The following is a 25,807-nucleotide window of genomic DNA, read 5'->3' as shown; positions in this document are numbered from 1 at the left end:
TTCGGTCGGGTTTGTCGGGTCCGAGGGGGTGGGGCCAGCCGTGGGGTTGTTCGTTCAGGGCTTCGCGGGTCAGGGCGGTGAGCAGGCGCAGGGTGTAGGCCTCGAGCCAGCCGCCGATGCGGCGGATGGCGACGAGTTCGTGCGCGGCTTCCTTGTAGTGCATGCGGGAGGGGTCGCGGGCGGCGAGGCGGGTGAGCAGGTCTTTCACTTGTCCGCTGGTGGCGGGCAGGGGTGGCTGGCTGGCGGGCAGGGGTTCGTTGCGTTGGTCGGCCCAGGGGTCTTCCTCGGGCGGGGCGTCGTGGCCGGTGAGTACGTGCAGCGGGATCGGGGTGTCGGGCGGGTCGATCGGGATGCCTTCTTCGTCGAGGAGTTCGCCTTCGGCCCAGGAGCCGTCTTCCCAGGGCGGGGACACCGAGAACGGGTCGACGGGCCGCGGGCCCCACCGGCGGGCCGGTACGCCGGAATCCGGAGCCGGGGAACCGGAGCCAGAGGACTCCGAAGGATGGCCGGGAGCAGACGAGCCAGCAGGAGAACCCGAGCCAGGCGAACCGGCAGTGGAGTCGGCGGGGGAACCGGAGTCAGGCGAACCGGCAGCAGAGTTAGTGGGGCAGTCGGCAGTGGAGTCGGCGGTGGAACTGGAAGCAGGCGGGCCGGCAGGAGAGCCGGCGGCAGGCTGGTTCCCGCCGGTGTCCGGGGACGCGGCGCCGGAGGAGGCGGGCTCGGTCGCCTCGTCGCCGTTGTCCGGCTGGTTCGCTGCTTTGTCTGCCATGTCACAATTCTAGTCGAAACTATCTTCGATAACTAGGGGTGTGGATAATCGTTGTGGCTCGCTAACCTCGATCTTTCATGAGGCGGGGTTACCGGCTGCCTGACGGGTTTCATTGTGGCATTTGGGTATGACAGTTTCGCCGCTGACCTTTGGGCGGTGGTCGGTGGGCTGTCCAGGGCTTGCGAGCTAGAGTTCTTCGGCTTCGCGTGGTTGGGCAGTGGCTTGGATGGCCTCAAGTGTGCCGGGGTGAACCCTCACCGGCAGGGCGGACGGCTGGACCTCGACGGTGAGCGCGGTGACGTGTCCGGAGAGGTCTCCGTCCAGTTGGGTGCCCATGGGCTCATGAGCGGTGACGCGCACTTTCCGGCTTCGGTGGAATTCGATCACCGGGATGGGGAGGCGGTGGCGGAGCAGTGTCTTGGCGGCAATGCGAATCCAACCGAGGGTGTTCTGCGGGCTCATGATCACGATGTCGAGTTCGCCGTCATCGATATTCGCTTCGGGGATGAAGTCGATGCCGGCGGGCAGTTTGCCGCAGTTGGCGAAAAGGATGCTGCGCATGTGCAGGGTCCGGGGTGGTCCGTCGTCGATACTGATGCGCACCTTCTTGCGCTTGCCGGGAAGGTTCCGCACGCCGGCTTCCGAGTAGGCAAGCCAGCCGAACTTCTGCTTGAGGTCGTCCTTGGTGGCTGCGAGCACCTCCGCGTCCAGGCCGATGCCGGCGATAACCAGGAAGTTCTCCTGGGTCCGCGTGCCGGTCCGCGCGTTTTCCAGCGTGATGGTGGCGGTATCGATCCACCGCAGCTCGCCATGGAGGGCGGTGGCGATATTGGCATCAAGGTTGCCTGGATCCATGCCGAGGTTCCGTGCGAGAAGGTTCCCTGTGCCTAGTGGAATCAGGCCGAAGGGGATGTCGGTTCCGGCGAGCTCGCTGGTGACGACGCGGACCGTGCCGTCACCGCCGCCGGCCAGTACGACGTCGGCCCCGGCATCGAGTGCACGGCGCGTCTGTGTATGGCCCGGGTCCTCCATGGTGGTCTCCAGGATGATCGGCTCCGGCCAGCCAAGTTCCCGGCAGGCAGTCCTGAGCTTGGCGCGGGCTGCATCAGCATCGTTCTTGATGGGATTGAGGATCAAGGCAACCTGCTGCCGCATGGTGTCGATCGCATCCGGGGCGGGACCGGGGAGCACCCTGGAACTGCGCGGCAGGCGGCGGGCGCCGAGCCAGCTGGCGAGAATGGCCACGGCTGCAATCACGGCGACGAGGCCGATCATCCACTGGGAGTCCATGATGCTCTCAGGATAGCGGCATGCTGGATCGAGACCTGAGCCGGTTGTTCGGTACCCTTAGCGGGTGATCGATGTTAATGAACTCCGCGCCAATCCCGAGGTTTTCCGAGCGTCGCAGCGTGCCCGCGGCGCCGACGAATCCCTGATCGATGCGATTATTTCGGCGGATGCTTCCCGGCGCGAGGCCATCACACGCTATGAGTCCCTGCGGGCGGACCAGAACGCCTTCGGCAAGAAGGTGGCCCAGGCCAAGGGCGAGGAAAAGCAGGCCCTGCTGGCCGAGGTGAAGGAACTCGCCGCGGCGGTCAAGGCCGCACAGGCCGAGTCCGAGGCCGCGCAGGCGCAGCAGGAGGGGCTGCTGCGGACTGTGCCCAACCTGGTTATCGACGGTGTGCCCGCCGGCGGCGAGGATGACTTCGAGGTCATCAAGACGGTCGGCAAGCCGCGCGACTTCTCCGCGGACGGGTTCGCGCCCCGGGACCACCTGGAAATCGGCGAACTGATCGGCGGGATCGACATGGAGCGCGGGGCCAAGGTCTCCGGCGCACGCTTCTACTTCCTCAAGGGCGTAGGCGCCCGGCTGGAACTCGCACTGCTGAATATGGCCATGGACCAGGCAGTGGCCGCCGGATTCACTCCGATGATCACTCCGACTCTGGTGCGTCCCGAGACCATGCAGGGTACGGGCTTCGATGTAGCGCACGACGCCGAGATCTACCGTTTGGCGGACGACGACCTTTACCTTGTGGGCACCTCGGAGGTTCCGCTGGCGGGCTACCACGCGGACGAAATCCTCGATCTTTCGGGCGGCCCGCTGCGCTACGCCGGCTGGTCCTCCTGCTACCGCCGCGAGGCGGGTTCGCACGGCAAGGACACCCGGGGCATCATCCGCGTGCACCAGTTCAACAAGGTTGAGATGTTCATCTACACCACGGTGGATGAGGCCGCCAAGGAGCATGAGCGGCTGCTGGCATGGGAAGAGGAGATGCTGGCCAAGGTCGAGCTGCCGTACCGGGTGATTGACACGGCCGCAGGCGATCTGGGAACTTCTGCCGCGCGCAAATTCGACTGCGAGGCCTGGGTCCCGACCCAGAATGCCTACCGCGAGCTGACCTCGACCTCCAACTGCACGACGTTCCAGGCCCGCCGGCTGAATGTCCGTGAGCGCGTGGCCGGCGAGGAGAAGAAGGGCACGCGGGCAGTGGCAACGCTCAACGGGACGCTGGCGACGACGCGCTGGATTGTCGCGATTCTGGAGCACCACCAGAATGCGGACGGCTCGGTCACCGTGCCGGAGGCACTGCGTCCCTACCTAGGTGGAATGGAAGTCCTTCCGGTCCTGCAGTAGGGCCGGACCGTCCGGGATTAGTCCGTTCGGAAAGACGGCTAGGGTTCACCTGCGGTTCATGCACTGTGAGCCATTCCCTATCCTGCCGTAGGGTGCGTCTGGTTCACTGGATCCATGACAACTACAGCTGATAGAGCAACTGCCGGCAGCGAAGACCGGCACGCAGAAGGAAACCGTACCGCCCGGATTGCCGCCGAGGAGCGCCGCATGGTCGCCCTCGACGTCGACGGAACGCTGGTCAACCATGACGGCCACATGAGCCGGGGAGTCCGCGAGGCTGCACAGTCCGTCGTCGACTCCGGCCATGAAGTCGTCGTCTCGACCGGCCGCTCCCTGGGCGCAACCCTGCCCATCATCGAACTGATCGGCCTGACCAAGGGTTATGCTGTCTGCTCTAACGGAGCCGTCACGCTGCGGATCGATGCCACCTTGGAGGATGGCTACGAAGTGATCGACCGCGTGACCTTCAACCCGGGACCGGCGCTGCGCGCGCTGCGCACTAAGCTGCCGACGGCGAAGTTCGCCCTGGAGGACGACGAAGGAAGCTTCCTGTCAACGGAGCGCTTCCAGGACGCCAGCTTCGGCGTGGAAGCGCAAGGCGTTGATTTCGAAACGATGCTGGAAGCGACGGCCGTCCGCGTGGTGGTCTTCAGCACGGAGAACACGCCCGAGGAGTTCAAGGAAGCCATCGACGCTGCCGGCCTGCACGGCGTGACGTACTCCGTGGGCTGGACCGCTTGGCTCGACATCGCCGCCAACGGAGTGACGAAGGCCAGCGCGCTTGAGACCCTGCGGCGCAAGTTGGACATCGACCCGGCCCAGACCGTGGCCATGGGCGACGGCCGGAACGACATTGAGATGCTCGACTGGGCAGCCCGCGCAGTGGCCATGGGGCAGGCACCCAAGGAGGTGATCGCCGTCGCACATGAAGTCACCGGCACCGTGGACGAAGACGGCGCCGTGCCCATCCTGCGCAGCCTCGTAGCCTGATAGGGCTTCCCCCCGCTTGGTGTCAAAGCGGTATCATAGGTATATGCCTATGACTCTTCGACTGACTCCGGAACAGGACATCCTGCTCCAGCGCTTGGCAGCCGCGGAAGGTATCAGTAAGAACGAGGCCGCGATGCGTGCCATTGTCGAAGCCGCCGGCCGCGTCGAGAAGGATTCACAAGTCCGGGAACTGGCACGGGAGGCGATCAGGAAATACCGGCCCTTGCTGGACCGGTTGGCGCAGTAAGTGGGTCCCGTTTACCTCGATCTTGAGTCCCTCCTCGCGCTGGCCGAAGAGTTGGCGGTTCCTCACGTCCGCGATGTTGGGCTCCTCTCCGCCGCTGCGAACCGGCCCCAAACGACGCTTTATGGTGAGGATACCTACCCTTCCATGCATGAGAAGGCGGCCGTATTGCTCGAATCGATTGTTCGGAATCATCAGCTGGTCGATGGAAACAAGCGGCTGGCCTGGCTGGCCGTCGTTGTGTTCTACGGACTGAATTCGATGGTCATTGACGCGCCTGAGGACCCGGCCTACGACCTCGTTATCGCGGTGGCGACGGGGCAAGTCGACTATAAGCATGCGGCTGCCGTGCTGGCTGGATGGACGAGCGATGGCCCCGCCGTCTAAGCAGCGCTGATGCCGAAGAGGCCGATGATGAGCGCCATGACCAGGAAGGTCACCAGCTCGTGCGCGCAGTTCAGCACCGTCAGCCCGGCGGGCCGGCCTCGAAGGCGTCGTGGGTAACGAAGCGTGCGGCGGTGAAGCCGCCCCACAGGATCAGGGCAGTCAGCACGGAGTTCCACAGGAAGCTGCCGCCGTAGAAGTCCTGCGCGATCGCGGCGGCGCCGGCCAGCACCCAGGCGCTGACGAAGCTGACAATGAGCGTGAGGATGATTGGCCGCACCGCATCTTTGGCCTCGCCGCTGGGGGAGACGTTCGCGGTGCGCATCCAGTAGTTGCCGAAGACTTTGGGCGTGTACCAAAGGGAGCCGACCACCATGCTGGAGATGGTGGCGACCAGGACACCCCAGAAGTTGATTTCCGGAATCATTACCAGCTCCTTGCCTTGTTGGACCCTCGGTCCGGAGTCTAGACCAGCCGTCGCGTCAACGGTACGGCAACGCCGCAGGAGGCAGTGTTTTCGGCCCGGCCACGAGGTCGAGCAGGCGGGCGGCGGCAGGACGGCAGGCCCACTCTTCGGTCCAGTGCGACCGGACGACGGCCTTGCTGACCGCCTGCGTGCTGATACCCAATACTTCGGCGATGAACTTCTGCTGCCCGCGTGCGCCGGGAGTCAGCAGGTCCAGCACCTTCCACTCAGCGTCAGTACGGGTGGCGACGATCTGGCCAATGAGCCGCAGGACGGCCTCGGCTTCGGCGGCCACGTCCGCATCCGGGCCTTCCACGGCCAGGGGGATCCGCTCGCCGGTTTTTTGCGCCCGGTTCACCGCGCGCCGCGCGTACACCAGCCCGTAGCCGTCGGCCTGGCTGATGTCCTCGGGCAGCGGCGGCTGGATTTCGCCGACGCCGATCCCCACATGCCAGCGCCGATTGCGCAATGCAATCAGCGCCGCGTCCACCGCTGTGTGCGCATCTTCCACGACGCCGATGGCCTCGTCACCCACTGAGCGCTGGAAGGCGATGGCGGCGGGCAGATGCCGCAGCTCCTTGACCAGCTCCGGGACCAAGTCGCCGACTTCCCGCGAGTCACGCTGGTTGATGGTCAGCACGTACATGGGACCAGTATGGCCAACGCCGAGGGTGAATCAACTCATTTCGGTTGCCAACGCTGCGTGTGGCCGGACACGGAAGCTGCGCGTGGCCGGACATGGAAAAGGCGGTCCGGGGCACTCAAGCCCCGGACCGCCGTCGTTGTTTGACCGCGTTTCTAGAGGGTGCGGCCCTGCGCCTCGCTGCCGCTGGTGGTGCCGTCCTCGACGTCGCGGCCCTGCGGCTCGTCCGGTGCGGATTCCTCGCCCAGCGCGGCGAAGCGCTTGATGGAAGCCTCGAGCTCGGCCTCCGCTGCGGCGCGGTCGGACCAGCCCTCGGCCTTGACCCACTTACCCGGCTCCAGGTCCTTGTAGCGGGTGAAGAAGTGCTCGATCTCCTTGACCAGGAACTCCGGCACGTCGGAGAGCTCCTGGATGTGGTCGAAGCGCTTGTCGGCCGGCACGCAGAGCACCTTGGCGTCGCCGCCGCCGTCGTCGGTCATGTTGAACACGGCGATCGGACGGGACTCGACCAGCACGCCTGGCAGCAGGTCGAAGTCCTGCAGCATGACCAGCGCGTCCAGCGGATCCCCGTCCTCGCCGAGGGTGTCCTCGAAGTAGCCGTAGTGCGTGGGGTATTGCATGGAGGTGAACAGCACCCGGTCGAGGCGCAGGCGGTGGGTCTCGTGGTCGATCTCGTACTTGACGCGCGATCCCTTGGGGATCTCGATGGTCACATCGTGCTGCATGGCAGGCTCCTTGAAATGCGGTGGCATTGCTGGCACAGGCTCGGGCGCGGTGGACAAGCCAAGGCGCCGCGCCGGTCTAGGCTTAACGATATAGCTCCCCACTCGGCGGTCCGGCATTCGCCGGAATTGTGCGACGGTACAGGGCCGGTCGGGGAGCTGGTTGTCTTGGCAGGGGAATCCGGGGGAGGGGATCGATGAGCCGTGGCTGGCGTGCGTTCACGTCGCTGCTGCTGGTGGCCGCTTTTGCACTGCTCGCCGTCCCGGTGGGGCTGAATCTGGCGCAGGCGGTCGAGTGGCCCGCGGCCGGTCCGGAACCAGTGGTCAGCACCCCCGCTGCCCAGCAGGCCCCGCGCGGATTGTCTGCGGCTCCGCTGCTGGAAGCGGAGCCTCCGGCGGCGCCGGCCATCGATTCCAAGGTGCTGGGCAAAGCGCTGGACGAGGCATTAAAGTACGACGGCGCCGGAGACATCACCGCGATCGTCACCGAGGCGTCCAGCGGCGAAGTGGTCTATGACCGGGGCGGTTCCGAGCCTCGGGTTCCGGCGTCGAATATGAAGCTGCTGACCGCCGCCGCCGCGCTGTCCACCATGGGCGCGGACGCGCGCTTCAGCACCGAGGTGGTCCGGGGCACGTCCCCCGGGGCAGTGGTGCTGCGCGCCGGCGGCGACGCCCTGCTGGGTGCGGGAGAGTCGAAGCCGGACGAGGTCCGCGGCCATGCCGGGCTGCAGACCTTGGCGGAGGCTGCCGCCAAGCGGATCGGCACCGACGACTACCGCGGTTCGCTGAAGGTGCAGCTGGACGATTCCGCCTTTGCCGGCCCGGTGATCAACCCGGCGTGGGCGGCCGCGGATGTCCAGGCCGGAGAGATCGCGCCGATCCATCCGATCGCCCTGCACGGCGGACGGGTGCGGTCCGACGGGACGGGTGCCTATGCGCCGGACCCGGGCCTGGCGGCCGCCCAGGCTTTCCGCGACGCCTTGGCCGAGGCGGTGGCGGACCGCGGCATCAAGGTCGAGGCCGAAGTGGAGCGGCGCGATGCCGCTGACGACGCGCCGGTACTGGCCGCCGTGGAGTCCGCGACGGTCGGAGCGCAGGCCAACTACATGCTGCTGCACTCGGACAACTATGTGGCCGAGGTGCTGGCCCGGAACCTGGCACTCGCCAGCGGCAAGCCCGGCTCCTTCGGCGGCGGGACCGAGGCGATCAAGGAAGCCCTTGCGCAGCTTGAGATCCCGCTGGACGGGCTGCTCATCACTGATGCCTGCGGCCTCTCGCTGGGCAACCGGGTGTCCGCGGTGCAGATTGCCGCGGTGGTCCGGGAGATCACCAGCGGCAGCAACGTGCACCTCCGCGCCGCCTTGGACGGGCTGCCGGTGGCGGGGCTGAGCGGAACGCTCGATGGGCGGTTCACCGGGGGCGCTGCCGGCGGGGCCGGCCTGGTCCGAGCCAAGACCGGGACGCTGAATGCCGTGACCTCGCTGGGCGGCTACGCCGTATCCCCGGAGGGGCATATGTTCATCTTCGCCTTCGTCGCCAACGGGCTCCAGGGTTCAGCGGAGCCGCCACGGGCAGCGGTGGACCGTGCGGCTGCAGTGCTGGCCGGGTGCGGCTGCCGCTGAAGGCATTCCACCCGGGGAATGGTTCACCGCTGGGCGAACGGCCGGTGACCGCAAGGCTCCTCCTGTGATCTGATGGGGTGCATGGAGACAACTGCGTCCGTATCCGAGAATCCGCCCCGGCTGGTCAACTGGGAGCTGGCGGCGACGACCGCGGCGAAACTGACTCCCGCGGGTCCCAAGATGACCTCGGCGCAGATCCGCGCCGCCGTCGCCAATCTGCGTGAACTGGCGGATGCCTCGGTGGAGCATGTGCACCGGATTACCGGGCTCGAGGCTGCGCGCGACCTGCGCGATTCCGAGGTGCTCGTGGTGGACCGGGCCGCGTGGTCCAAGGCGAATGCGCGCAGTTTCGAAGCGCTGCTGCAGCCAGCGCTGGAGGAACTGGCGCGGAAGAAGCCGGAGCAGCTCAAGAGTGCCGCCACCGCCGTGGGCAGCACACTGACAGGCACCCAGATGGGCGCCATCCTGTCCTTCCTCTCCAGCAAGGTTCTCGGGCAGTACGATCCGTTCTGCTCGCTGCTTCCCGGCGGCCCCGCCGGCGGGCGCCTGATGCTGGTGGCGCCGAACGTCATCTCGGTGGAGCAGGAACTGAATGTTGAGCCGGCCGACTTCCGGCTTTGGGTCTGCCTGCATGAGCAGACGCACCGCGTGCAGTTTGCCGCGGCGCCGTGGCTGCGCGACCACATGCTGGAGCAGATCGGCAAGCTCTCGGCCGGGCTGGTGGCGAAGGCGGACACCTTCGCCGAACGGCTGCAGCAGGCGGCCCGCGCCTTGATCGCGGGGGGCAAGGATGCGCTGCAAGGGGGCAAGAACGACGCCGGCAGTCCGGACAGCGCGGTGGTCGCCGGTGGTGCGGGTACTTTGATCGACCTGTTCCAGGATCCGGAGGACAAGGCCATCTTCTCGCACCTGACCGCGGTCATGAGCCTGCTGGAAGGCCATGCCAATGTCGTCATGGATGCGGTGGATGCCTCGGTCGTCCCGACCGTCAAGACCATCCGGCAGCGCTTCAACGCCCGCAGCAAGAGCCGTGGGGCGTTGGAGAACCTGGTGCGCCGGCTGATGGGGCTGGACGCCAAGGCCCGCCAGTACACGGACGGCGCCAAGTTCGTCCGCGCCGTGGTGGACCAGATCGGCATGGAAGGCTTCAACCAGGTCTGGCAGCGGGAGGAGAACCTGCCGACCGAGGACGAGATCCACAACCCGGACCGCTGGATCAGCCGCATGGACCAAAGCCGTCCATGAGCGGCGCAGCCCAGGGCACGCGGCAGCGGAGGCCGCGGCTGCACCCGCTGGTCGGCACCGCGCGCAACCACATCAAAGCGTCACTTGAGCTGCTGGGGGACCAACCGGACCCGGCTGCACCGGCTCCGCTGCTGCTGGTCGCCTGCAGCGGCGGGCCCGATTCGCTGGCGCTCGCGGCGGTAGCCGCCTACTTTGCCCGGCCCCTGCGGGACGGGACGCAGCGCTGGCGGGTGGGCGCCGTCGTCGTTGACCACGGACTGCAGCCGAACAGTGCGGACGTCGCGCGGCAGGCTGCGGACCAGCTGGCAGGCTTGGGACTGGATCCGGTGCTCGTGCGGCAGGTGCAGGTCGGCCAGCCCGGCCTGGGCCCTGAGGCCGCGGCGCGCACGGCACGCTATGCGGCCCTCGACCAGGCCGCCGAGGAGCTCAGCGCAACTGCCGTGCTGCTGGGACATACGCTGGATGACCAGGCCGAGCAGGTGCTGCTGGGTTTGGGGCGCGGCTCCGGAACGCGGTCGCTGGCGGGAATGCCCGAGCGCCGCGGCAGGTACCTGCGCCCCTTCCTCGGCCTGCGCCGGCAGGACACGGAAGAGCTCTGCGCGCTGGCGGGCCTGGAGCCTTGGCACGATCCGACCAACCGGGATCCGAAGTTCCTGCGCTCCCGGGTGCGCACCGAGGTGCTTCCCTTCCTGGAGGAGCAGCTGGGGCCGGGTGTCGCTGAGGCGCTGTGGCGGACCGCGCGGATCCTGCGGGCGGACGCCGACTATCTTGAGGAACTCGCCGGCCGGGAGTACCTGCGGCTGCGCAGCGAAACCGCTTCCGGCCTGGAACTGGACCGGCACGCGCTGGCGGAACTGCCGGCGGCGATGAAGCACCGGGTGATCGCCTGCGCGGCGGCGGAACTGGGCGGGGAAAATCCGAGCTATGAACGCCTGCTGGCCGCCGAGGCCCTGCTGCAGCGCAAGGGATCGGCCGGGCCCGTGCAGCTGGCCGGGAAGGTCAGTGTGTACCGCAAGGTCCGCGGCGGACCGGTTGCGCAAGACGAGCGCGGCTATGGCAATCTTGTTTTTAGAGCAACTGGCCCCCAAGCCAGTGACACCACACCTTAGCAACGGGAGTATCCGGTGGATTCGAACGACGTCCAGGCTGACCTCAAGCACGTTCTCTACACCAAAGAACAGATCCAGCAGCGCATCGAAGAGCTCGCCGGACAGATCGACAAGGACTATGAGGGCCGCGACCTGCTGATCGTCGGAGTGCTCAAGGGCGCGGTCATGGTCATGGCGGACCTGGCCCGGGCCCTGCACAGCCACGTGAAGATGGATTGGATGGCCGTCTCGTCCTACGGCTCCGGCACCCAGTCCTCCGGCGTCGTACGGATCCTGAAGGACCTGGAAACGGACCTGATGGGCAAGCACGTGCTCATCGTCGAGGACATCATCGATTCCGGCCTGACGCTCTCCTGGCTGAAGACCAACCTGCTCTCGCGCGGCCCGGCGTCGGTGGAGATCTGCACACTGCTGCGGAAGCCGGATGCGGCCAAGGTGGAGATCGACGTGAAGTACGTCGGCTACGAGATCCCCAACGAGTTCGTGGTCGGCTACGGCCTGGACTTCGCCGAGAGGTACCGCAACCTGGACTTCATCGGCACCCTCGCGCCGCACGTCTACGAGTAGGGCCGTAAGCCCGGGCGGGACCCAGGACGGGCGAAACGGGGCGAAATGCTTGCTTGTACGCCGAGAGGGAACTATTCTTGCCCGCCGTGCGTGAATAACTGCGGACGGTGTATAGCTAGATGCGTGGCACCACGCGCAGCACAGCAGAAGGGACGGGCCCTGAGGGCCTTAGACGCATGAAATTGAAGAACATTTTCAAGGGGCCGATCATCTGGATCGTGCTGGTTCTGGCCATCCTGCTGATCGCTGTGCCGAACCTCGCCGGCCCGCAGTCCGAGCGCGTGGACACCAGCGTCGGCCTGCAGCTCCTCTCCGAAAACAAGGCGGAGCAGGCAAGGATCAACGACGGCGCGCAAAGCGTTGAGCTGACCCTGCGCGAGGACTTCATCCAGGATGACGTCAACAAGGGCCGCAGCATCACCTTCTTCTACAGCACGGACCGCGGCCCGGACATCGTGGATGCGATCAACACCTCCGACGTGGACACCTTCACCGACCAGCCGGTGGAGAACAACTGGTTCATGAGCTTCATCAGCCTGATCCTGCCCATCCTGATCATCGGCCTGATCTTCTGGTTCCTGCTCTCGCGGATGCAGGGCGGCGGGTCCAAGGTCATGCAGTTCGGCAAGTCCAAGGCCAAGCTGATCTCCAAGGACATGCCCCAGGTCACCTTCGCCGACGTCGCCGGTGCGGACGAGGCTGTCGAGGAACTGCACGAGATCAAGGAATTCCTGCAGGAGCCCGGCAAGTTCCAGGCCCTCGGCGCCAAGATCCCCAAGGGCGTGCTGCTCTACGGTCCTCCCGGCACCGGCAAGACGCTGCTGGCCCGCGCCGTTGCGGGCGAGGCAGGCGTGCCCTTCTACTCCATCTCCGGTTCGGACTTCGTCGAAATGTTCGTCGGCGTCGGCGCGTCCCGCGTCCGCGACCTGTTCGAACAGGCGAAGAACAACGCCCCGGCCATCATCTTCGTCGACGAGATCGACGCCGTCGGCCGCCACCGCGGCGCAGGCGTGGGCGGCGGCAATGACGAGCGCGAGCAGACCCTGAACCAGCTGCTTGTCGAAATGGACGGGTTCGACGTCAAGACCAACGTCATCCTGATCGCCGCGACCAACCGGCCGGATGTGCTGGACCCGGCGCTGCTGCGTCCGGGCCGTTTCGACCGCCAGATTGCGGTGGAGGCCCCGGACCTCGACGGGCGCCACCAGATCCTGCAGGTCCACGCGGCCGGCAAGCCGATGGCTCCGGACGTCGACCTGCGGGCGCTGGCCAAGCGGGCTCCCGGCTTCACCGGCGCGGACCTGGCCAACGTCCTCAACGAGGCGGCGCTGCTGACCGCCCGCTCAAACGCCCAGCTCATCGACGACCGGGCGCTGGACGAGGCCATCGACCGCGTGATGGCGGGCCCGCAGAAGCGCTCCCGCGTCATGAAGGAACACGAGCGCAAGATCACCGCCTACCACGAGGGCGGCCATGCGCTGGTCGCCGCGGCGCTGCGCTACACTGCGCCGGTCACCAAGGTCACCATCCTGCCGCGCGGCCGCGCCCTCGGCTACACCATGGTGGTCCCCGAGGACGACAAGTACTCGGTGACCCGCAACGAGCTGCTGGACCAGCTCGCCTACGCCATGGGCGGCCGCGTCGCGGAAGAAATCGTCTTCCACGACCCGTCCACCGGCGCCTCCAACGACATCGAGAAGGCCACCAGCACCGCGCGCCAGATGGTGACCCAGTACGGCATGAGCGAACGGGTCGGAGCGGTGAAGCTGGGCCAGGGCGGCGGCGAGCCGTTCCTGGGGCGCGACATGTCGCACGAGCGGAACTACTCGGACCACGTCGCCTTCGTGGTGGACGAGGAAGTGCGCCGGCTGATCGACAACGCGCATGACGAGGCCTATGCCGTCCTGACCGAGAACCGGGACGTACTGGACCGCCTCGCGCTGGCACTGCTGGAACGGGAAACCCTGAACCAGCGCGAGATCGAAGAGGTCTTCGCGGACATCCGCAAGCGAGAGTACCGGGATGTCTGGCTCTCCAAGGAGTCCCGCCCGGTGCATGACATCCCTCCGGTGCTCAGCCCGAAGGAGCGCGCCGAGGCCGCCGCCAAGGTGGGCGCGGAGGATGAAGAGGAAGGCCATTCCTCCGTCATCGTGGACCCGGATCCGGGCACGCCCCAGCTGCCCGGCGGCAATCCCCCCTCGGATGGTCCGGCCGCCCCCGGCAGCAACCCGGGCGGGATCACGGGCTAGGATCTCTTTCGTGACCGAATACGATGATGTGATTGCCGAACTGGAGATCGATACCTCGATCGACCTGCCCAGGATCGAGAAGGCCGTCCGGGAAATCCTGATCGCCGTCGGCGAGGACCCGGACCGCGAAGGCCTGCAGGACACACCCAAGCGGGTGGCGCGGTCCTACGCCGAAATCTTCGCCGGCCTGCACCAGGATCCGGGGGACCTGCTCGCCACGACCTTCGACCTCGACCACGAGGAAATGGTGCTGGTCAAGGACATCCCGTTCTACTCGACCTGCGAGCACCACCTGGTTCCGTTCCACGGCACCGCCCACATTGGCTATATTCCGTCGCATGACGGTAAGGTGACCGGGCTGAGCAAACTGGCGCGGCTGGTGGAGATCTACGCCCGCCGGCCGCAGGTCCAGGAACGGCTCACCACCCAAATTGTCGACGCGCTCGTGGAGCACCTCGAACCTAAAGGTGCCCTCGTCGTCGTCGAATGCGAACACATGTGCATGTCGATGCGCGGGGTTCGCAAGCCCGGTGCCAAGACCGTCACCTCGGCTGTCCGCGGGCAGCTGCGGGAGCCGGCCACCCGGGCCGAAGCCATGAGCCTGATTATCGGCCGCTGACCCCAGGCCCGAAACAGAAACGGTAGAGATTTGATGGATTCACTCGCTGCAGTCCCCGGAACCGGACCGGCTACCTCCCCGCTGCCCGTTGTGCGCAAGGCCCGCGGTCCCAGGAGCTTTGCTGACCTGCCCGCCGACCGCTGCCTGGTCATGGGAATCCTGAATGTCACGCCGGATTCGTTCAGCGACGGCGGCAACTACGTGTCGGCGGACAAGGCCATCGCCCACGGGCTGAAGCTGCTCTACGGCGGCGCGGACATCATCGACGTTGGCGGCGAATCCACCCGGCCCGGCGCCGAGCGCGTGTCGCCCGAGGAAGAGCAGGCACGGATCCTGCCCGTGATCGAGGCCCTGGCCAAGGCCGGTGCCGTGATCAGCGTCGACACCATGAACGTGGAGACGGCGGCCAAGGCGCTGGATGCAGGCGCCTCCATCATCAACGACGTGTCCGGCACCACCTTCGACGAGCGGATGCCGGCCCTGGTGGCCGAGCGCAAGGTGCCCTACGTGCTCATGCACAGCCGCGGCGACGCCCGGCATGACGATCCCAAGGCCAACTACACGGACGTGGTCGCCGAGGTGCTGGCCGAGCTGGCCGAACTGCGCGACAAGTTCGTGGCCGAGGGCGTCGAGCCGGAGCAGCTCATCCTGGATCCGGGCCTGGGCTTCTCGAAGACCGGCGAGCACAACTGGGCCCTCCTGCGGGCACTGCCCGAGTTCACGAAGCTCGGCCACAAGGTGCTGGTCGGTGCCTCCCGGAAGCGCTTCCTCGGCAGCCTGCTGGCCACCGCGGGCAAGGCCGCCGCCCCGGCCGAGCGGGACAATGCCACCATGGCGGTCTCCGTCCTGTCCGCGGCCAACGGGGCGTGGGGGGTCCGCGTGCACGACGCCGGAGCAAGCCTTGACGGGGTCAAGGTCGCTTCCGCTTGGGCCGGGTAGTGCGGATGCCGATGCCAGCGGCCGGAACCGTGCCCCGGGACATCATCACGCTCGCCGGCATCACCGCCGTCGGCTACCACGGCGTTTTCGACCATGAGCGCGCCAACGGCCAGCCCTTCACTGTGGACATCGCCCTGCACACCGACACCCGTGCCGCCGCCGCCAGTGACGACCTGGCCGATACCGCCAACTACGGCGAGCTCGCCGAGGGCGTCCAGGCCGTGATCACGGGGGAACCGGTGAACCTGATCGAGACGCTGGCCGAGCGGATTGCCGGGTCCGTGCTCGCAGACTTTCCCGTGGCCGCCGTCGAAGTCACCGTGCACAAGCCGAAGGCCCCGATCGAGGTGCCCTTCAGCGACGTCACCGTCAGGATCTACCGGGAGCAGCCATGAGCGTGAAGGCAGTACTGGCGCTGGGCAGCAATCTCGGCGAACGCAGCGACACCCTCTCCCTGGCCGTCGCGGACCTGGTCGATTCCCCGCGCGTACGGCTCTGCGCCGTGTCCCCGGTGGTGCAGACCAAGCCGGTCGGCGGGCCCGAGGACCAGCCGGACTTCCTCAACATGGTGATCGAAGTGGAGACCGACTTCGAACCCCACGAGCTGCTGGCGCACTGCCATGCCGTGGAGGACAAGCACCACCGCACGCGCGAAGTGCGCTGGGGGCCGCGTACGCTGGACATAGACATCATCACGTACGGGGACCTGAGCATGGATGACGGCACCTTGACGATTCCGCATCCGCGGGCGCACGAGCGGGCGTTCGTGCTCCAGCCGTGGGCCTGGATGGACTCGCATGCGACGCTGGGCGGAGTGCCGGTGGGTGAACTGGCCGCCGCGGCGGGGGACTTCGACGGATTGGTGCCCTTCGAACCGGGGCACTGACAGCTAGCTGAAGGGCACGGGGATTGTGAGGACCATCAAGTACAGCTGGTTGGCAATCATCGCGCTTTGCGCCGGTGTGCTGGGCTGGCTGGGGAACCTCCTGACCCTCCGCAACGGCCTGCCCGTCCCCGTCCTGCACCTTAGCTCCCTGGCGACCATGGCCGCCGTCGTCATTTTCACCCTGGCACTCGGGCTGCGCGTGCGCAGCTGGCGCAACGGAAAGCGCAACAAGCCCCTGGATCCGATCCTGGCCGCCCGCACCCTGGTGCTGGCGCAGGCCTGCGCCTATGCCGGCTCGCTGCTGCTGGGCTGGCATGCGGGAATCCTGGTGGACCAGCTGGTGCTGCTGACCTTCCGGCCGGCGTCCGCAGTGCTGCTGCAGGTGCTGGCTATGATGGGCGGTGGCCTGGTCATGGTGGTCGTCGGCCTGGTCGTCGAGCGCTTCTGCAAGCTGCCCCCGGAAGACCCGGAGGCGGCCGAACGGGAGCGCAGGTCAGCCGAGGGCGAGGGGGAGTATGCGTAGCGAGCCGATCGACCCGGACGGCATCAGCTGGATCCGGGTGTCGCCGAAGTACATCAGCGTGCAGCTGATCGGCTGGGGCATCTCCGCGCTCATCAGCATCGCGGTTGCCAGCGCGCCGCTGGTGCTGCTGCTGACCGGCGTCTGGGACGGCTTTCCGGCCTGGCTGGCATGGACCCTGAGCGGCGCAACCGTGCTGGCCAACCTGTGGGCGGCAGTGCTGATCCCGCGGCAGGTGCGCGCCATTGGCTACGCCGAGCGGGACGAGGACCTGCTGATCCGCCGCGGCATCTTCTTCCAGCGCGTCATGGTCGTGCCCTACGGCAGGATGCAGTACGTCGACGTCGCCGTCGGACCGCTGGAACGCGCGTTTGGCCTGGCCTCGGTTAAGCTGCATACCGCCTCGCCGCAGACCAACGCCGCCATCCCCGGCGTCCCTGCAGCTGAGGCCGCCCGGCTGCGCGAGCAGCTCTCGGCCCGCGGACAGGCAAGGCTGGCCGGACTGTGACCACGCCCCGTGGCCCGGGACCGGACGGACCGGCCCCGGGCGGCAGCCCCACCCGCGATGTGCCGCTGGTGCCCGACCGCGAGGACAGCTGGCACCGGGTCCATCCCATCTCGCCGCTCGTGCGCGGGTGGCTGGCGCTGGCTGCGATCGCCTACTTCTTCGGCCGCGACTCGTTCGAGTCCATTTTCCGCGGCGAACCGGCCTGGATGCTGACCGAAGGCCGCGGCTTCTGGGCCGCCGCCATCCTGCTGGGCGTGCTGGCGCTGCTGGTCGGCGGTTTCGTGCTGTCCTGGTGGTTCACCCGGTACCAGGTCACGCAGGAGCACGTGCGGGTCAACTCGGGCATCCTGTTCCGGCAGCACCGCCAGGCCCGGCTGGACCGGGTGCAGGCCATCGACGTCATCCAGCCGCTGCTGGGCCGGATCTTCGGGCTGGCGGAACTGAAATTCGAAGTGGCCGACGCCGGCGAATCGGCGGTGCGCCTGGCCTACCTTCCGCTGGCCTCGGCGCAGCAGCTGCGCGCCACCATCCTGGCCCGCGCGTCGGGAGCCGAAACGGACCCCGAGCATCCGGACGAGATCCACGAGGCCCCGGAGCATCCGGTGCTGGCCATCCCCGCCTCCCGGGTGGTGGGGGCGACGCTGCTGTCCGGCTCGACCGTGGCGCTGGCCGTCATGGTGCTGGTGCTGGCGACCGGCACCGCCGTCGGGTTCGCGCTGGACTGGGGCAGCTTCGGCGTGGCGCTCTCGGCGCTGGTGCCCGGCCTGGTCGCCGTCGCCGCCGGCTATTGGAGCGTCTTCAGCACGGCGTACAACTTCCGGGCCGCGGTGTCGCCTGACGGCATCCGGCTGCGCTACGGTCTGCTGGAAACCCGGGCCCAGACCGTTCCGCCGGGCCGCGTGCAGGCCGTCTCCGTCACCCAGCCGCTGCTGTGGCGCCTTAAGGACTGGTACCGGATCAAGGTCAACGTCGCCGGGTACGGCGTCAGCGCGGAGAATTCCGGCGCGCGCACCACCCTGCTGCCGGTGGGGACGCGGGGCGACGTGATGCAGATGCTCGCCCTCGTGTTGCCGGACCCGGGCACCGAGGACCCGTTCGGCGTCTTTTCCGCCGGCCTTGCCGGCAAGGATAACGACGGCGGCTTCGTCACCTCCCCGCGGCGGGTGCGATGGCTGTCCTTCCTCACCTGGCGGCGGAACGGCTTCGCCGTCACGCGGACCGCCCTGCTGGCCCGGTCCGGCCGGCTCTGGCGCAGCCTGGCCGTAGTGCCGCACGAGCGGACCCAGTCGATGGCCCTGCACCAGGGGCCGCTGGCCCGGCGGCTGAAGCTCGCCGACCTGCAGCTGCACACCACCACCGGCCCGGTCCGGCCGGTGGTGTACCAAATGGACATCGCAACAGCCCGGCAGCTCTTCGACGAGCAGTCGGCCAGGGCGGCAGCCGCCCGCCGGCAGAGCCTGCCCGAACGCTGGCTCGAACACCGGCCCGGACAGGAGCAGGATGGACAGCAGTAAACCCGGCCGCCTGGGCATCGGCGTGATCGGAGCCGGAAAGGTGGGCGCAGTCCTCGGTGCGGCCCTGCGCGGGGCGGGACACGCCGTCGTCGGTGTTTCCGCGGTTTCCGAAGCCAGCCGCGAACGGGCCGAAAACCTGCTTCCCGGTGTTCCGGTGCTGGACATCCCGGACATCGTCGAACGGGCTGAACTGGTGCTGCTGGCGGTCCCGGACGACGCGCTGCCCGGCCTGGTGGCCGGGCTGGCGGAAACCGGCGCCTGGCAGGCCGGCCAGCTGGTCGCGCACACCTGCGGACGGCACGGCGTGGATGTGCTGGCGCCGGCCCGGGCGAAAGGGGCCATCGGCCTGGCCATCCACCCGGCCATGACGTTCACGGGAATGAGCCTGGACCTGACCCGGCTCATCGACTGCGCCTTCGCCGTCACCGCCCCGGCCACCGTGCTGCCGATCGCGCAGGCCCTGGTCGTGGAGATGGGCGCCGAGCCGATCGTGGTGCAGGAGCAGGACCGGCCGCTCTACCATGCCGCCCTGGCCCACGCCTCCAACCACCTGGTGACCATTGCCGCGCAATCGGCACAGCTGCTGCGCAGCGCCGGCGTGGAACAGCCGGACCGGCTGCTCGGGGCCCTGATGCGCGCTTCGCTGGAAAACGCCCTGGCCTCCGGCGAAGCGGCCCTGACCGGTCCGGTTGCCCGCGGCGATGCCGGCACGGTCGAGGTCCACCGGCAGGCCCTGCTCGACTACGAGCTCGAGCATGCCGGCACGGATATCCGGCAGGCCTACGAAGAGCTGGCCCGCGCCACCGCCAAGCGTGCCCTGGCCCGCGGCCTGCTCAAGGAAGGCCAGGCCGCGCAGATCCTCGACATTCTCAGCCCCCAAACCCCACCGGAGGACCAACCGTGACCCGCAGACCGCTCCTCGTGCGCACCTACGCCGAACTCAACGCTGCCAGTGCAGACCTGCTGCGCACCGCGGCGGCCGCGCACCATGCGGGCCACGCCAGCCTCGGCCTGGTGCCGACGATGGGTGCCCTGCACCGGGGACACGCAGCCCTGGTGCGGGCCGCGCAGGAGGCGAACGACGTCGTCGTTGTTTCCATTTTCGTCAACCCGCTGCAGTTCGGCGAAGCGGCGGACCTGCAGCGCTACCCGCGAAACCTGGAGGCGGATCTTGAGCTGCTGGCCGAATGCGGCGCCGACATCGCGTTCGCGCCGTCCGTGGACGAGGTCTATCCCGGCGGTGAGCCGATGGTGCGCATCTCCTCCGGAACCCTCGGGGCCAAATTCGAAGGGGCCTCACGGCCGGGACATTTCGACGGCGCCCTGACGGTCGTGGCCAAGCTGCTGCACTACGGGCTGCCTCCGGTGCCCGCGGACTACCGCGCCTACTTCGGCCAGAAGGACGCGCAGCAGCTTGCGCTGGTGAAGCGGATGGCCGCAGACCTGGACTTCCCGGTCGAGATCGTCGGCGTGCCGACCGTGCGCGACGAGGACGGCTTGGCGCTGTCGAGCCGGAACCGGTTCCTCGATGCGGACCAGCGCGCTGCCGCCCTGGTGCTCTACCGCAGCCTGAGCTACCTGCAGCAGCAGGCTAACCGCCATGAGCCGTTGGATATCAAGGGTGCGCTGGCCATGATCGCGTCCGTTCCCCAGGTCGACCTGGACTATCTGGAGGTGGTGGATCCGGACAGTTTGGAGCCGTTGGCCTTCAACTGCCAGGACACGCCGTTCACGGGAGAAGCGCTCGCGCTGATCGCCGCGCGGGTCGGGGACGTGCGGCTGATCGACAATGCCAGGCTGGGCTGATCGGCCGGAATAGGCCGGTGCTGAGCACACCCGGTAACGTTAAGTACCGTGACGACACATAACGCCCCCACTTCTTCCCCGGAACCGTCGGATGTTTCCGAGCAGATGCGCGTGCGCATGGACAAGCGCGCCAGGCTGCTGCAGGACGGGATGGAACCGTACCCGGTGGGCGTGGAACGGACGCATTCGCTGAGCGAGGTCCGGGAAAAGTACGGGCACCTGGAGGCGGATGAAACGACCGGCGACACTGTCGGCGTGGCCGGCCGGGTGGTCTTCGTGCGCAATACAGGCAAGCTGTGCTTTGCGACGCTGCAGGAAGGCAACGGCACCCGGCTACAGGCGATGCTCAGCCTGGCCAACGTGGGCGACGAACAGCTGGCGGACTGGAAGGCCCTGGTGGACCTGGGCGACCATGTCTTCGTCCGCGGCGAGGTGATTTCGTCCAAGCGCGGCGAACTGTCCGTCATGGCCGACTCCTGGTCCATGGTGTCGAAGGCGCTGCGGCCCATGCCGGTGCTGCACGCAGACCTGAATGAGGAGACCCGCGTCCGGCAGCGCTACGTGGACCTGATGGTCCGCGACGAGGCGCGCCAGATGGTCTACACCCGGGCCTCGGTGATCCGCTCGATCCGCGAGACGCTGCACAACCGGGGCTATGTCGAGGTCGAGACCCCGATGCTCCAGCTCGTGCACGGAGGCGCTGCCGCCCGGCCGTTCGAAACGCACTTGAATGCCTTCGACCAGAATATGACGCTTCGGATTGCGACGGAGCTCTTCCTCAAGCGTGCGGTGGTCGGCGGTATTGACCGGGTGTTCGAGATTGGCCGGATTTTCCGCAATGAAGGTGTTGATTCCACCCACAGCCCGGAATTCACGACGCTGGAAAGCTATGAGGCTTACGCAGACCAGTTCGTCATGGCCGACCGGATGAAGGAAATGATCCTCAATGTGGCCGATACCTTGGGCACGCGGGTCATTGAAACCGAAAACGGCACGATCGACCTTAACGGGGAATGGCGGTGGCTTGGGGTTTACCCTGGCCTCTCCGAAGCAGTCGGAATTGAAATCACTCCGGAAACCAGCGGCGTCGTCCTGCGGGACATTGCGCAGAAGCACGGATTGAAGACCGAACCGCAGTGGGACCGGCAGAAACTCGTTATCGAACTGTTCGGCGAAATAGTCGAACCCAATCTGCTGCAGCCGACCTTTGTTTACGATTATCCGCCGGCAGCCCAGCCGCTGGCGCGCGCGCACCGAAGCAAGCCCGGCCTCATCGAGGCGTGGGACCTGATCATCGGCGGCATGGAACGCGGAACGGCTTTCTCCGAGCTGATCGATCCAGTGGTCCAGCGTGAGCGGCTTACCGAACAGTCGCGCAAGGCAGCCTCCGGCGACCATGAGGCGATGCAGCTCGATGAGGACTTCCTGCGCGCACTGGAGTACGGGGCACCGCCCATGGGCGGCATCGGCCTGGGAATCGACCGGCTTGTCATGTTGTTTACGCAGACAGGGATCCGCGAGACGATCCTCTTCCCGCTGCTGAAACCGGAATTGGGTTAGAACGATGGAATATCTTTGGGTACTGGCACCGTCGACCGGCGTGGGCCTCATTTTCTACTTTGCGATGAAGGCGGTGTTCAACGCGGACCGCAAAGAGCGTGAAGCCTTGGCCGAAGCCGAGCAGGAAGCTGCCGGGCAGCAATAAGCCAATAGTCCAAATGGAGAAGCAGGGGGCCGGCAGTATTGCCGGCCCCTTAATCTGTTAACCGGTAATCGCGCTTTTCAGCAGGCTCAATCCACAACCCATTGCCGCTATGTTGCGAGCTATTCCGAATTAGGTAATAATCAAACTGGTTTCGGGGGAAACCTGGGGTTTATAAAATAGCTCGAATAAAGGAGCCACTGTGGCGCAGGAAGTAAAAGTTATTCTCGTTGACGACCTTGATGGTGGATCTGCCGACGAAACGGTCCGTTTCTCCCTAGATGCCAACAATTTCGAAATAGACCTTTCCGCCGACCATGCCCAGCAGCTCCGGGACGCTTTGCAGCCGTTCGTCGCGAAGGCACGGAAAGCCCAGCCGCGCGGCGCCAAGTCCAAGTCCGCCCCGGCCGTCCGCACGCAGGATGCCTCGGCAGTCCGCGCCTGGGCCCGTGAGAACGGCTATACCGTCAGCGACCGGGGGCGTGTCCAGTCCGAAATCCTGGAAGCCTACCGGCGGGCGCACGGAGGCTGAGCCCGGGGACGGGTACGGGAAGGACATTATCCCTAGGGCGAACAGAGACCACATTCGGCTGAGCGGCACGTAGCATCAAAGTACGCAGTAGCTAGGAGTGTGCGAGATGTTTGAGAGATTTACCGACCGTGCCCGTCGCGTTGTCGTGCTGGCTCAAGAAGAAGCCCGCATGCTCAACCACAACTACATTGGTACCGAACACATCCTCCTCGGGTTGATCCATGAGGGCGAGGGCGTGGCTGCCAAGGCGCTGGAATTCCTCGGCGTTTCGCTCAACGGGGTCCGTGAACAGGTCCAGGAGATCATCGGCCAGGGCCAGCAGGCGCCGAGCGGCCACATCCCGTTCACGCCCCGCGCCAAGAAGGTGCTGGAGCTGTCTCTGCGCGAGGCTCTTCAGCTCGGCCACAACTACATCGGTACCGAGCACATCCTGCTGGGCCTCATCCGCGAAGGCGAGGGTGTGGCCACCCAGGTCCTGGTCAAGCTGGGAGCTGACCTGAACCGCGTGCGCCAGCAGGTCATCCAGCTGCTGTCCGGCTACCAGGGCAAGGAGCCCGTTTCGGCCGGCGGCCAGCAGCAGGAAGGTGCCCCGGCGGGTTCAGTGGTGCTGGACCAGTTCGGCCGCAACCTGACGCAGGCGGCGCGCGAATCCAAGCTCGATCCGGTGATCGGCCGTGAGCACGAGATGGAACGCGTCATGCAGGTCCTCTCCCGCCGCACCAAGAACAACCCGGTACTGATCGGCGAACCCGGCGTGGGCAAGACCGCCGTCGTCGAAGGCCTGGCACAGGCCATTGTGCGCGGCGACGTCCCGGAGACCATCCGCGACAAGCAGCTCTACACCCTGGACCTGGGATCCCTGGTCGCAGGCTCCCGCTACCGCGGCGACTTCGAAGAGCGGCTGAAGAAGGTGCTGAAGGAGATCCGCACGCGCGGCGACATCATCCTCTTCATCGACGAAATCCACACCCTGGTCGGCGCCGGTGCGGCCGAGGGCGCCATCGACGCTGCCTCCATCCTCAAGCCCATGCTGGCCCGCGGCGAGCTGCAGACGATCGGTGCGACGACCCTCGACGAGTACCGCAAGCACATCGAGAAGGATGCCGCGCTGGAGCGCCGCTTCCAGCCGATCCAGGTCAACGAACCGTCGGTGGACCACGCCGTGCAGATCCTGAAGGGCCTGCGCGACCGCTACGAGGCGCACCACCGCGTCTCGATCACCGATGGTGCCCTGGATGCCGCCGCGCACCTGGCCCACCGTTACATTTCCGACCGGTTCCTGCCGGACAAGGCCATCGACCTGATCGACGAGGCAGGAGCCCGCCTGCGCATCCGCCGGATGACCGCGCCGCCGGAGCTGAAGGAAATCGACGAGAAGATCGCCGAGCTGAAGAAGCAGAAGGAATCGGCCATCGATGCCCAGGACTTCGAAGGCGCCGCGTCCCTGCGCGACAAGGAGAGCAAGCTCCAGAACGAGCGGGCCGCCAAGGAACGTGCTTGGAAGTCCGGCGACCTTGACGAGATCGCCGAAGTGGACGAGGACCTGATCGCCGAGGTGCTGGCGAACTCCACCGGCATTCCGGTCTTCAAGCTCACCGAGGAAGAGTCCAGCCGCCTGATGCACATGGAGGCCGAACTCCACAAGCGCGTCATTGGCCAGGACGAGGCCATCAAGGCCATCTCCCAGGCGATCCGCCGCACCCGTGCCGGCCTGAAGGATCCGAACCGCCCGTCCGGCTCCTTCATCTTTGCCGGCCCGACCGGCGTCGGAAAGACCGAGCTGGCCAAGGCTCTGGCGGAATTCCTCTTCGGCGAAGAGGATGCGCTGATCACCCTGGACATGTCCGAATACTCGGAGAAGCACACGGTCTCGCGGCTCTTCGGTGCTCCTCCCGGCTACGTGGGCTATGAAGAGGGCGGCCAGCTGACCGAAAAGGTCCGCCGCCGGCCGTTCTCGGTGGTGCTGTTCGACGAGGTGGAGAAGGCCCACGCTGACCTGTTCAACTCGCTCCTGCAGATCCTTGAGGACGGACGGCTCACGGACAGCCAGGGCCGGGTCGTGGACTTCAAGAACACCGTCATCATCATGACCACCAACCTCGGTACCCGCGACATCTCCAAGGGCGTCATGACCGGCTTCCAGTCCGGCACGGATACCAAGACCGGCTACGAGCGGATGCGGGCCCGGGTCCAGGATGAGCTCAAGCAGCACTTCCGCCCCGAGTTCCTCAACCGCGTCGACGACACGGTGGTCTTCCCGCAGCTGACCGAGGAAGAGATCGTCCAGATCGTCGATCTGTTCGTGACCCGCCTGCAGAAGCGCCTGGCGGAGAAGAACATGAAGATCGACCTGACGCCCGCCGCCAAGGTCCTGCTGGCCAACCGCGGCTACGATCCGACGATGGGCGCCCGCCCGCTGCGCCGGACCATCCAGCGCGAGGTCGAGGATCAGCTCTCCGAGAAGATCCTGTTCGGCGAGATCCAGCCGGGTGAGACCATCCACGTGGATGTCGACGGGGAAGGCGACGCCGCCAAGCTGGTCTTCACCACCACCGGCACCCCCAAGGCCATCGAGGAGGCGCCGGAAACACCTGCGCTGTCCCAATAGAGCACAGCCTGGCATCTGCGTAAGCGAGGGCCCCGCCGCATGGCGGGGCCCTCGCGGCGTTCCGGACAAAGGTCCGGAACCAAAGCACCCAGCGATGAGGGCTCGGACGGGCAGGTACCGGTGAGGAGGATTTTATTCACAGGCTGTTGTTGCGGTCCGGGGCCGGCGTCGGGGGTCTTGCGGCGGGGCGTTTGGCGGGCCGCTGGCTTGGAATTCCGCGTGTTTGCGGGGAAGTGCGTGCGCGGCACATGGTGGATTTGCGTACGGGCGGCGGGAGGGGTAATGTTTTCCGAGCCGCCGCAGCTGGGACGGGTAGCCGGAAAGCGGGCAGGCGGCCAAACTCCACCAAACCAGTCGGATTCGATGGCTTTTTGCTGTCCCGGGGGGCCTGGTGGACCGATCTGAGAGCGTTGCAGGGCCGGGAACGGCGATTTGCGAAGAGCTGGAGGATCGGGTAAGTTGGAAAAGTTGCTCCGGAGCGATGGAGGGCCTGGTTGAGGGCCTGACGGGTGCCGGGTGCTCCTG

At 66.9% G+C, this 25,807-nt stretch carries 25 protein-coding genes and 2 pseudogenes; 22 read left to right on the top strand and 5 right to left on the bottom strand.

Annotated features, from left to right (window positions below; translation table 11 throughout):
• Nucleotides 1–769, bottom strand: a pseudogene (locus D477_RS10570) (hypothetical protein); the annotation flags it as partial.
• A gap of 186 nt (nt 770–955) precedes the next feature.
• Nucleotides 956–2,059, bottom strand: coding sequence for a diacylglycerol/lipid kinase family protein (locus D477_RS10565; protein WP_005269027.1), 1,104 nt, complete (start codon nt 2,057–2,059; stop codon nt 956–958).
• Nucleotides 2,060–2,123: 64 nt separating this feature from the next.
• Here D477_RS10565 and serS point away from each other — a divergent pair, with 64 nt between their 5' ends.
• From serS to D477_RS10545, 4 genes are all read left to right on the top strand, one after another.
• Nucleotides 2,124–3,407: a serine--tRNA ligase gene (gene serS, locus D477_RS10560; RefSeq protein ID WP_005269026.1), complete on the top strand. Its 1,284-nt coding sequence runs from the start codon at nt 2,124–2,126 to the stop codon at nt 3,405–3,407.
• A gap of 114 nt (nt 3,408–3,521) precedes the next feature.
• The gene (locus D477_RS10555) at nt 3,522–4,397 is read left to right on the top strand and encodes a Cof-type HAD-IIB family hydrolase (protein WP_043846545.1); all 876 of its coding nucleotides are present in this window, start codon (nt 3,522–3,524) and stop codon (nt 4,395–4,397) included.
• A gap of 49 nt (nt 4,398–4,446) precedes the next feature.
• Nucleotides 4,447–4,644 (top strand): type II toxin -antitoxin system TacA 1-like antitoxin, encoded by a 198-nt coding sequence (locus D477_RS10550; protein WP_005269024.1) that lies wholly within the window; start codon nt 4,447–4,449, stop codon nt 4,642–4,644.
• Nucleotides 4,645–5,028, top strand: coding sequence for a type II toxin-antitoxin system death-on-curing family toxin (locus tag D477_RS10545; protein WP_005269023.1), 384 nt, complete (start codon nt 4,645–4,647; stop codon nt 5,026–5,028).
• On the opposite strand, the pseudogene D477_RS10540 reads toward D477_RS10545, so the two are convergent.
• The 3 genes and pseudogenes from D477_RS10540 to D477_RS10530 form a co-directional block, all read right to left on the bottom strand.
• Nucleotides 5,025–5,452: pseudogene (locus tag D477_RS10540) on the bottom strand (DUF1761 domain-containing protein). The gene D477_RS10545 and the pseudogene D477_RS10540 sit on opposite strands and share 4 nt — an antisense overlap.
• Nucleotides 5,453–5,507: 55 nt before the next feature.
• Entirely contained in the window at nt 5,508–6,137 is a 630-nt protein-coding gene (locus D477_RS10535; protein ID WP_005269020.1) for a hypothetical protein, read from the bottom strand.
• Nucleotides 6,138–6,289: 152 nt separating this feature from the next.
• The gene (locus tag D477_RS10530) at nt 6,290–6,859 is read right to left on the bottom strand and encodes an inorganic diphosphatase (protein WP_005269019.1); all 570 of its coding nucleotides are present in this window, start codon (nt 6,857–6,859) and stop codon (nt 6,290–6,292) included.
• 194 nt (nt 6,860–7,053) lie between these two features.
• On the opposite strand from D477_RS10530, the gene dacB reads away from it, so the two are divergent.
• The 18 genes from dacB to D477_RS10445 all read left to right on the top strand — a co-directional run bounded on the left by dacB (nt 7,054) and on the right by D477_RS10445 (nt 25,282).
• Nucleotides 7,054–8,478: a D-alanyl-D-alanine carboxypeptidase/D-alanyl-D-alanine endopeptidase gene (gene dacB / locus D477_RS10525; protein ID WP_005269018.1), complete on the top strand. Its 1,425-nt coding sequence runs from the start codon at nt 7,054–7,056 to the stop codon at nt 8,476–8,478.
• Between the two features lie 81 nt (nt 8,479–8,559).
• Nucleotides 8,560–9,723 (top strand): zinc-dependent metalloprotease, encoded by a 1,164-nt coding sequence (locus tag D477_RS10520; RefSeq protein WP_005269017.1) that lies wholly within the window; start codon nt 8,560–8,562, stop codon nt 9,721–9,723.
• On the top strand, nt 9,720–10,832 hold the full coding sequence (gene tilS, locus D477_RS10515; protein ID WP_005269016.1) for a tRNA lysidine(34) synthetase TilS: 1,113 nt from the start codon (nt 9,720–9,722) through the stop codon (nt 10,830–10,832). Before D477_RS10520 ends, tilS begins: the two co-directional genes overlap by 4 nt.
• A 15-nt stretch (nt 10,833–10,847) precedes the next feature.
• Nucleotides 10,848–11,399, top strand: a complete 552-nt coding sequence (gene hpt, locus D477_RS10510) for a hypoxanthine phosphoribosyltransferase (protein ID WP_005269015.1) — start codon at nt 10,848–10,850, stop codon at nt 11,397–11,399.
• A 176-nt stretch (nt 11,400–11,575) separates the two neighbouring features.
• Entirely contained in the window at nt 11,576–13,648 is a 2,073-nt protein-coding gene (gene ftsH, locus D477_RS10505; RefSeq protein ID WP_043846539.1) for an ATP-dependent zinc metalloprotease FtsH, read from the top strand.
• A 10-nt stretch (nt 13,649–13,658) separates the two neighbouring features.
• Nucleotides 13,659–14,267 carry a GTP cyclohydrolase I FolE gene (folE, locus tag D477_RS10500; protein WP_005269013.1) on the top strand — a complete coding sequence of 203 codons (609 nt, stop codon included), beginning with the start codon at nt 13,659–13,661 and terminating at the stop codon, nt 14,265–14,267.
• A gap of 33 nt (nt 14,268–14,300) precedes the next feature.
• Nucleotides 14,301–15,206, top strand: coding sequence for a dihydropteroate synthase (folP, locus tag D477_RS10495; protein ID WP_005269012.1), 906 nt, complete (start codon nt 14,301–14,303; stop codon nt 15,204–15,206).
• A 5-nt stretch (nt 15,207–15,211) separates the two neighbouring features.
• Nucleotides 15,212–15,601, top strand: coding sequence for a dihydroneopterin aldolase (folB, locus tag D477_RS10490; protein WP_237740761.1), 390 nt, complete (start codon nt 15,212–15,214; stop codon nt 15,599–15,601).
• On the top strand, nt 15,598–16,092 hold the full coding sequence (gene folK / locus D477_RS10485; RefSeq protein ID WP_005269010.1) for a 2-amino-4-hydroxy-6-hydroxymethyldihydropteridine diphosphokinase: 495 nt from the start codon (nt 15,598–15,600) through the stop codon (nt 16,090–16,092). Before folB ends, folK begins: the two co-directional genes overlap by 4 nt.
• A 25-nt stretch (nt 16,093–16,117) precedes the next feature.
• Complete coding sequence (locus tag D477_RS10480) at nt 16,118–16,615, top strand: DUF3180 domain-containing protein (protein WP_005269009.1); 498 nt, start codon at nt 16,118–16,120, stop codon at nt 16,613–16,615.
• On the top strand, nt 16,608–17,120 hold the full coding sequence (locus D477_RS10475; protein WP_005269008.1) for a PH domain-containing protein: 513 nt from the start codon (nt 16,608–16,610) through the stop codon (nt 17,118–17,120). Before D477_RS10480 ends, D477_RS10475 begins: the two co-directional genes overlap by 8 nt.
• On the top strand, nt 17,117–18,634 hold the full coding sequence (locus tag D477_RS10470; protein WP_005269007.1) for a PH domain-containing protein: 1,518 nt from the start codon (nt 17,117–17,119) through the stop codon (nt 18,632–18,634). The genes D477_RS10475 and D477_RS10470 overlap by 4 nt, the downstream gene beginning before the upstream one ends.
• Nucleotides 18,621–19,538: a Rossmann-like and DUF2520 domain-containing protein gene (locus D477_RS10465; RefSeq protein WP_005269006.1), complete on the top strand. Its 918-nt coding sequence runs from the start codon at nt 18,621–18,623 to the stop codon at nt 19,536–19,538. The genes D477_RS10470 and D477_RS10465 overlap by 14 nt, the downstream gene beginning before the upstream one ends.
• A complete protein-coding gene (panC, locus tag D477_RS10460; RefSeq protein WP_005269005.1) occupies nt 19,535–20,440 on the top strand; it encodes a pantoate--beta-alanine ligase in 906 nt (301 codons plus the stop codon). The genes D477_RS10465 and panC overlap by 4 nt, the downstream gene beginning before the upstream one ends.
• Before the next feature lie 105 nt (nt 20,441–20,545).
• The gene (gene lysS, locus D477_RS10455) at nt 20,546–22,000 is read left to right on the top strand and encodes a lysine--tRNA ligase (protein WP_005269004.1); all 1,455 of its coding nucleotides are present in this window, start codon (nt 20,546–20,548) and stop codon (nt 21,998–22,000) included.
• Between the two features lie 4 nt (nt 22,001–22,004).
• The gene (locus D477_RS22655) at nt 22,005–22,145 is read left to right on the top strand and encodes a hypothetical protein (RefSeq protein ID WP_005269003.1); all 141 of its coding nucleotides are present in this window, start codon (nt 22,005–22,007) and stop codon (nt 22,143–22,145) included.
• A 199-nt stretch (nt 22,146–22,344) separates the two neighbouring features.
• Nucleotides 22,345–22,674 (top strand): histone-like nucleoid-structuring protein Lsr2, encoded by a 330-nt coding sequence (locus tag D477_RS10450; protein WP_005269002.1) that lies wholly within the window; start codon nt 22,345–22,347, stop codon nt 22,672–22,674.
• Nucleotides 22,675–22,780: 106 nt separating this feature from the next.
• Nucleotides 22,781–25,282 carry an ATP-dependent Clp protease ATP-binding subunit gene (locus D477_RS10445; protein ID WP_043846532.1) on the top strand — a complete coding sequence of 834 codons (2,502 nt, stop codon included), beginning with the start codon at nt 22,781–22,783 and terminating at the stop codon, nt 25,280–25,282.
• Nucleotides 25,283–25,807 lie beyond the last annotated feature (525 nt).

The sequence above is a fragment of the Arthrobacter crystallopoietes BAB-32 genome (assembly GCF_000328305.2).
GTDB classification, from domain to species: domain Bacteria; phylum Actinomycetota; class Actinomycetes; order Actinomycetales; family Micrococcaceae; genus Crystallibacter; species Crystallibacter crystallopoietes_A.
This window is presented reverse-complemented; position numbering and strand designations above follow the sequence as displayed.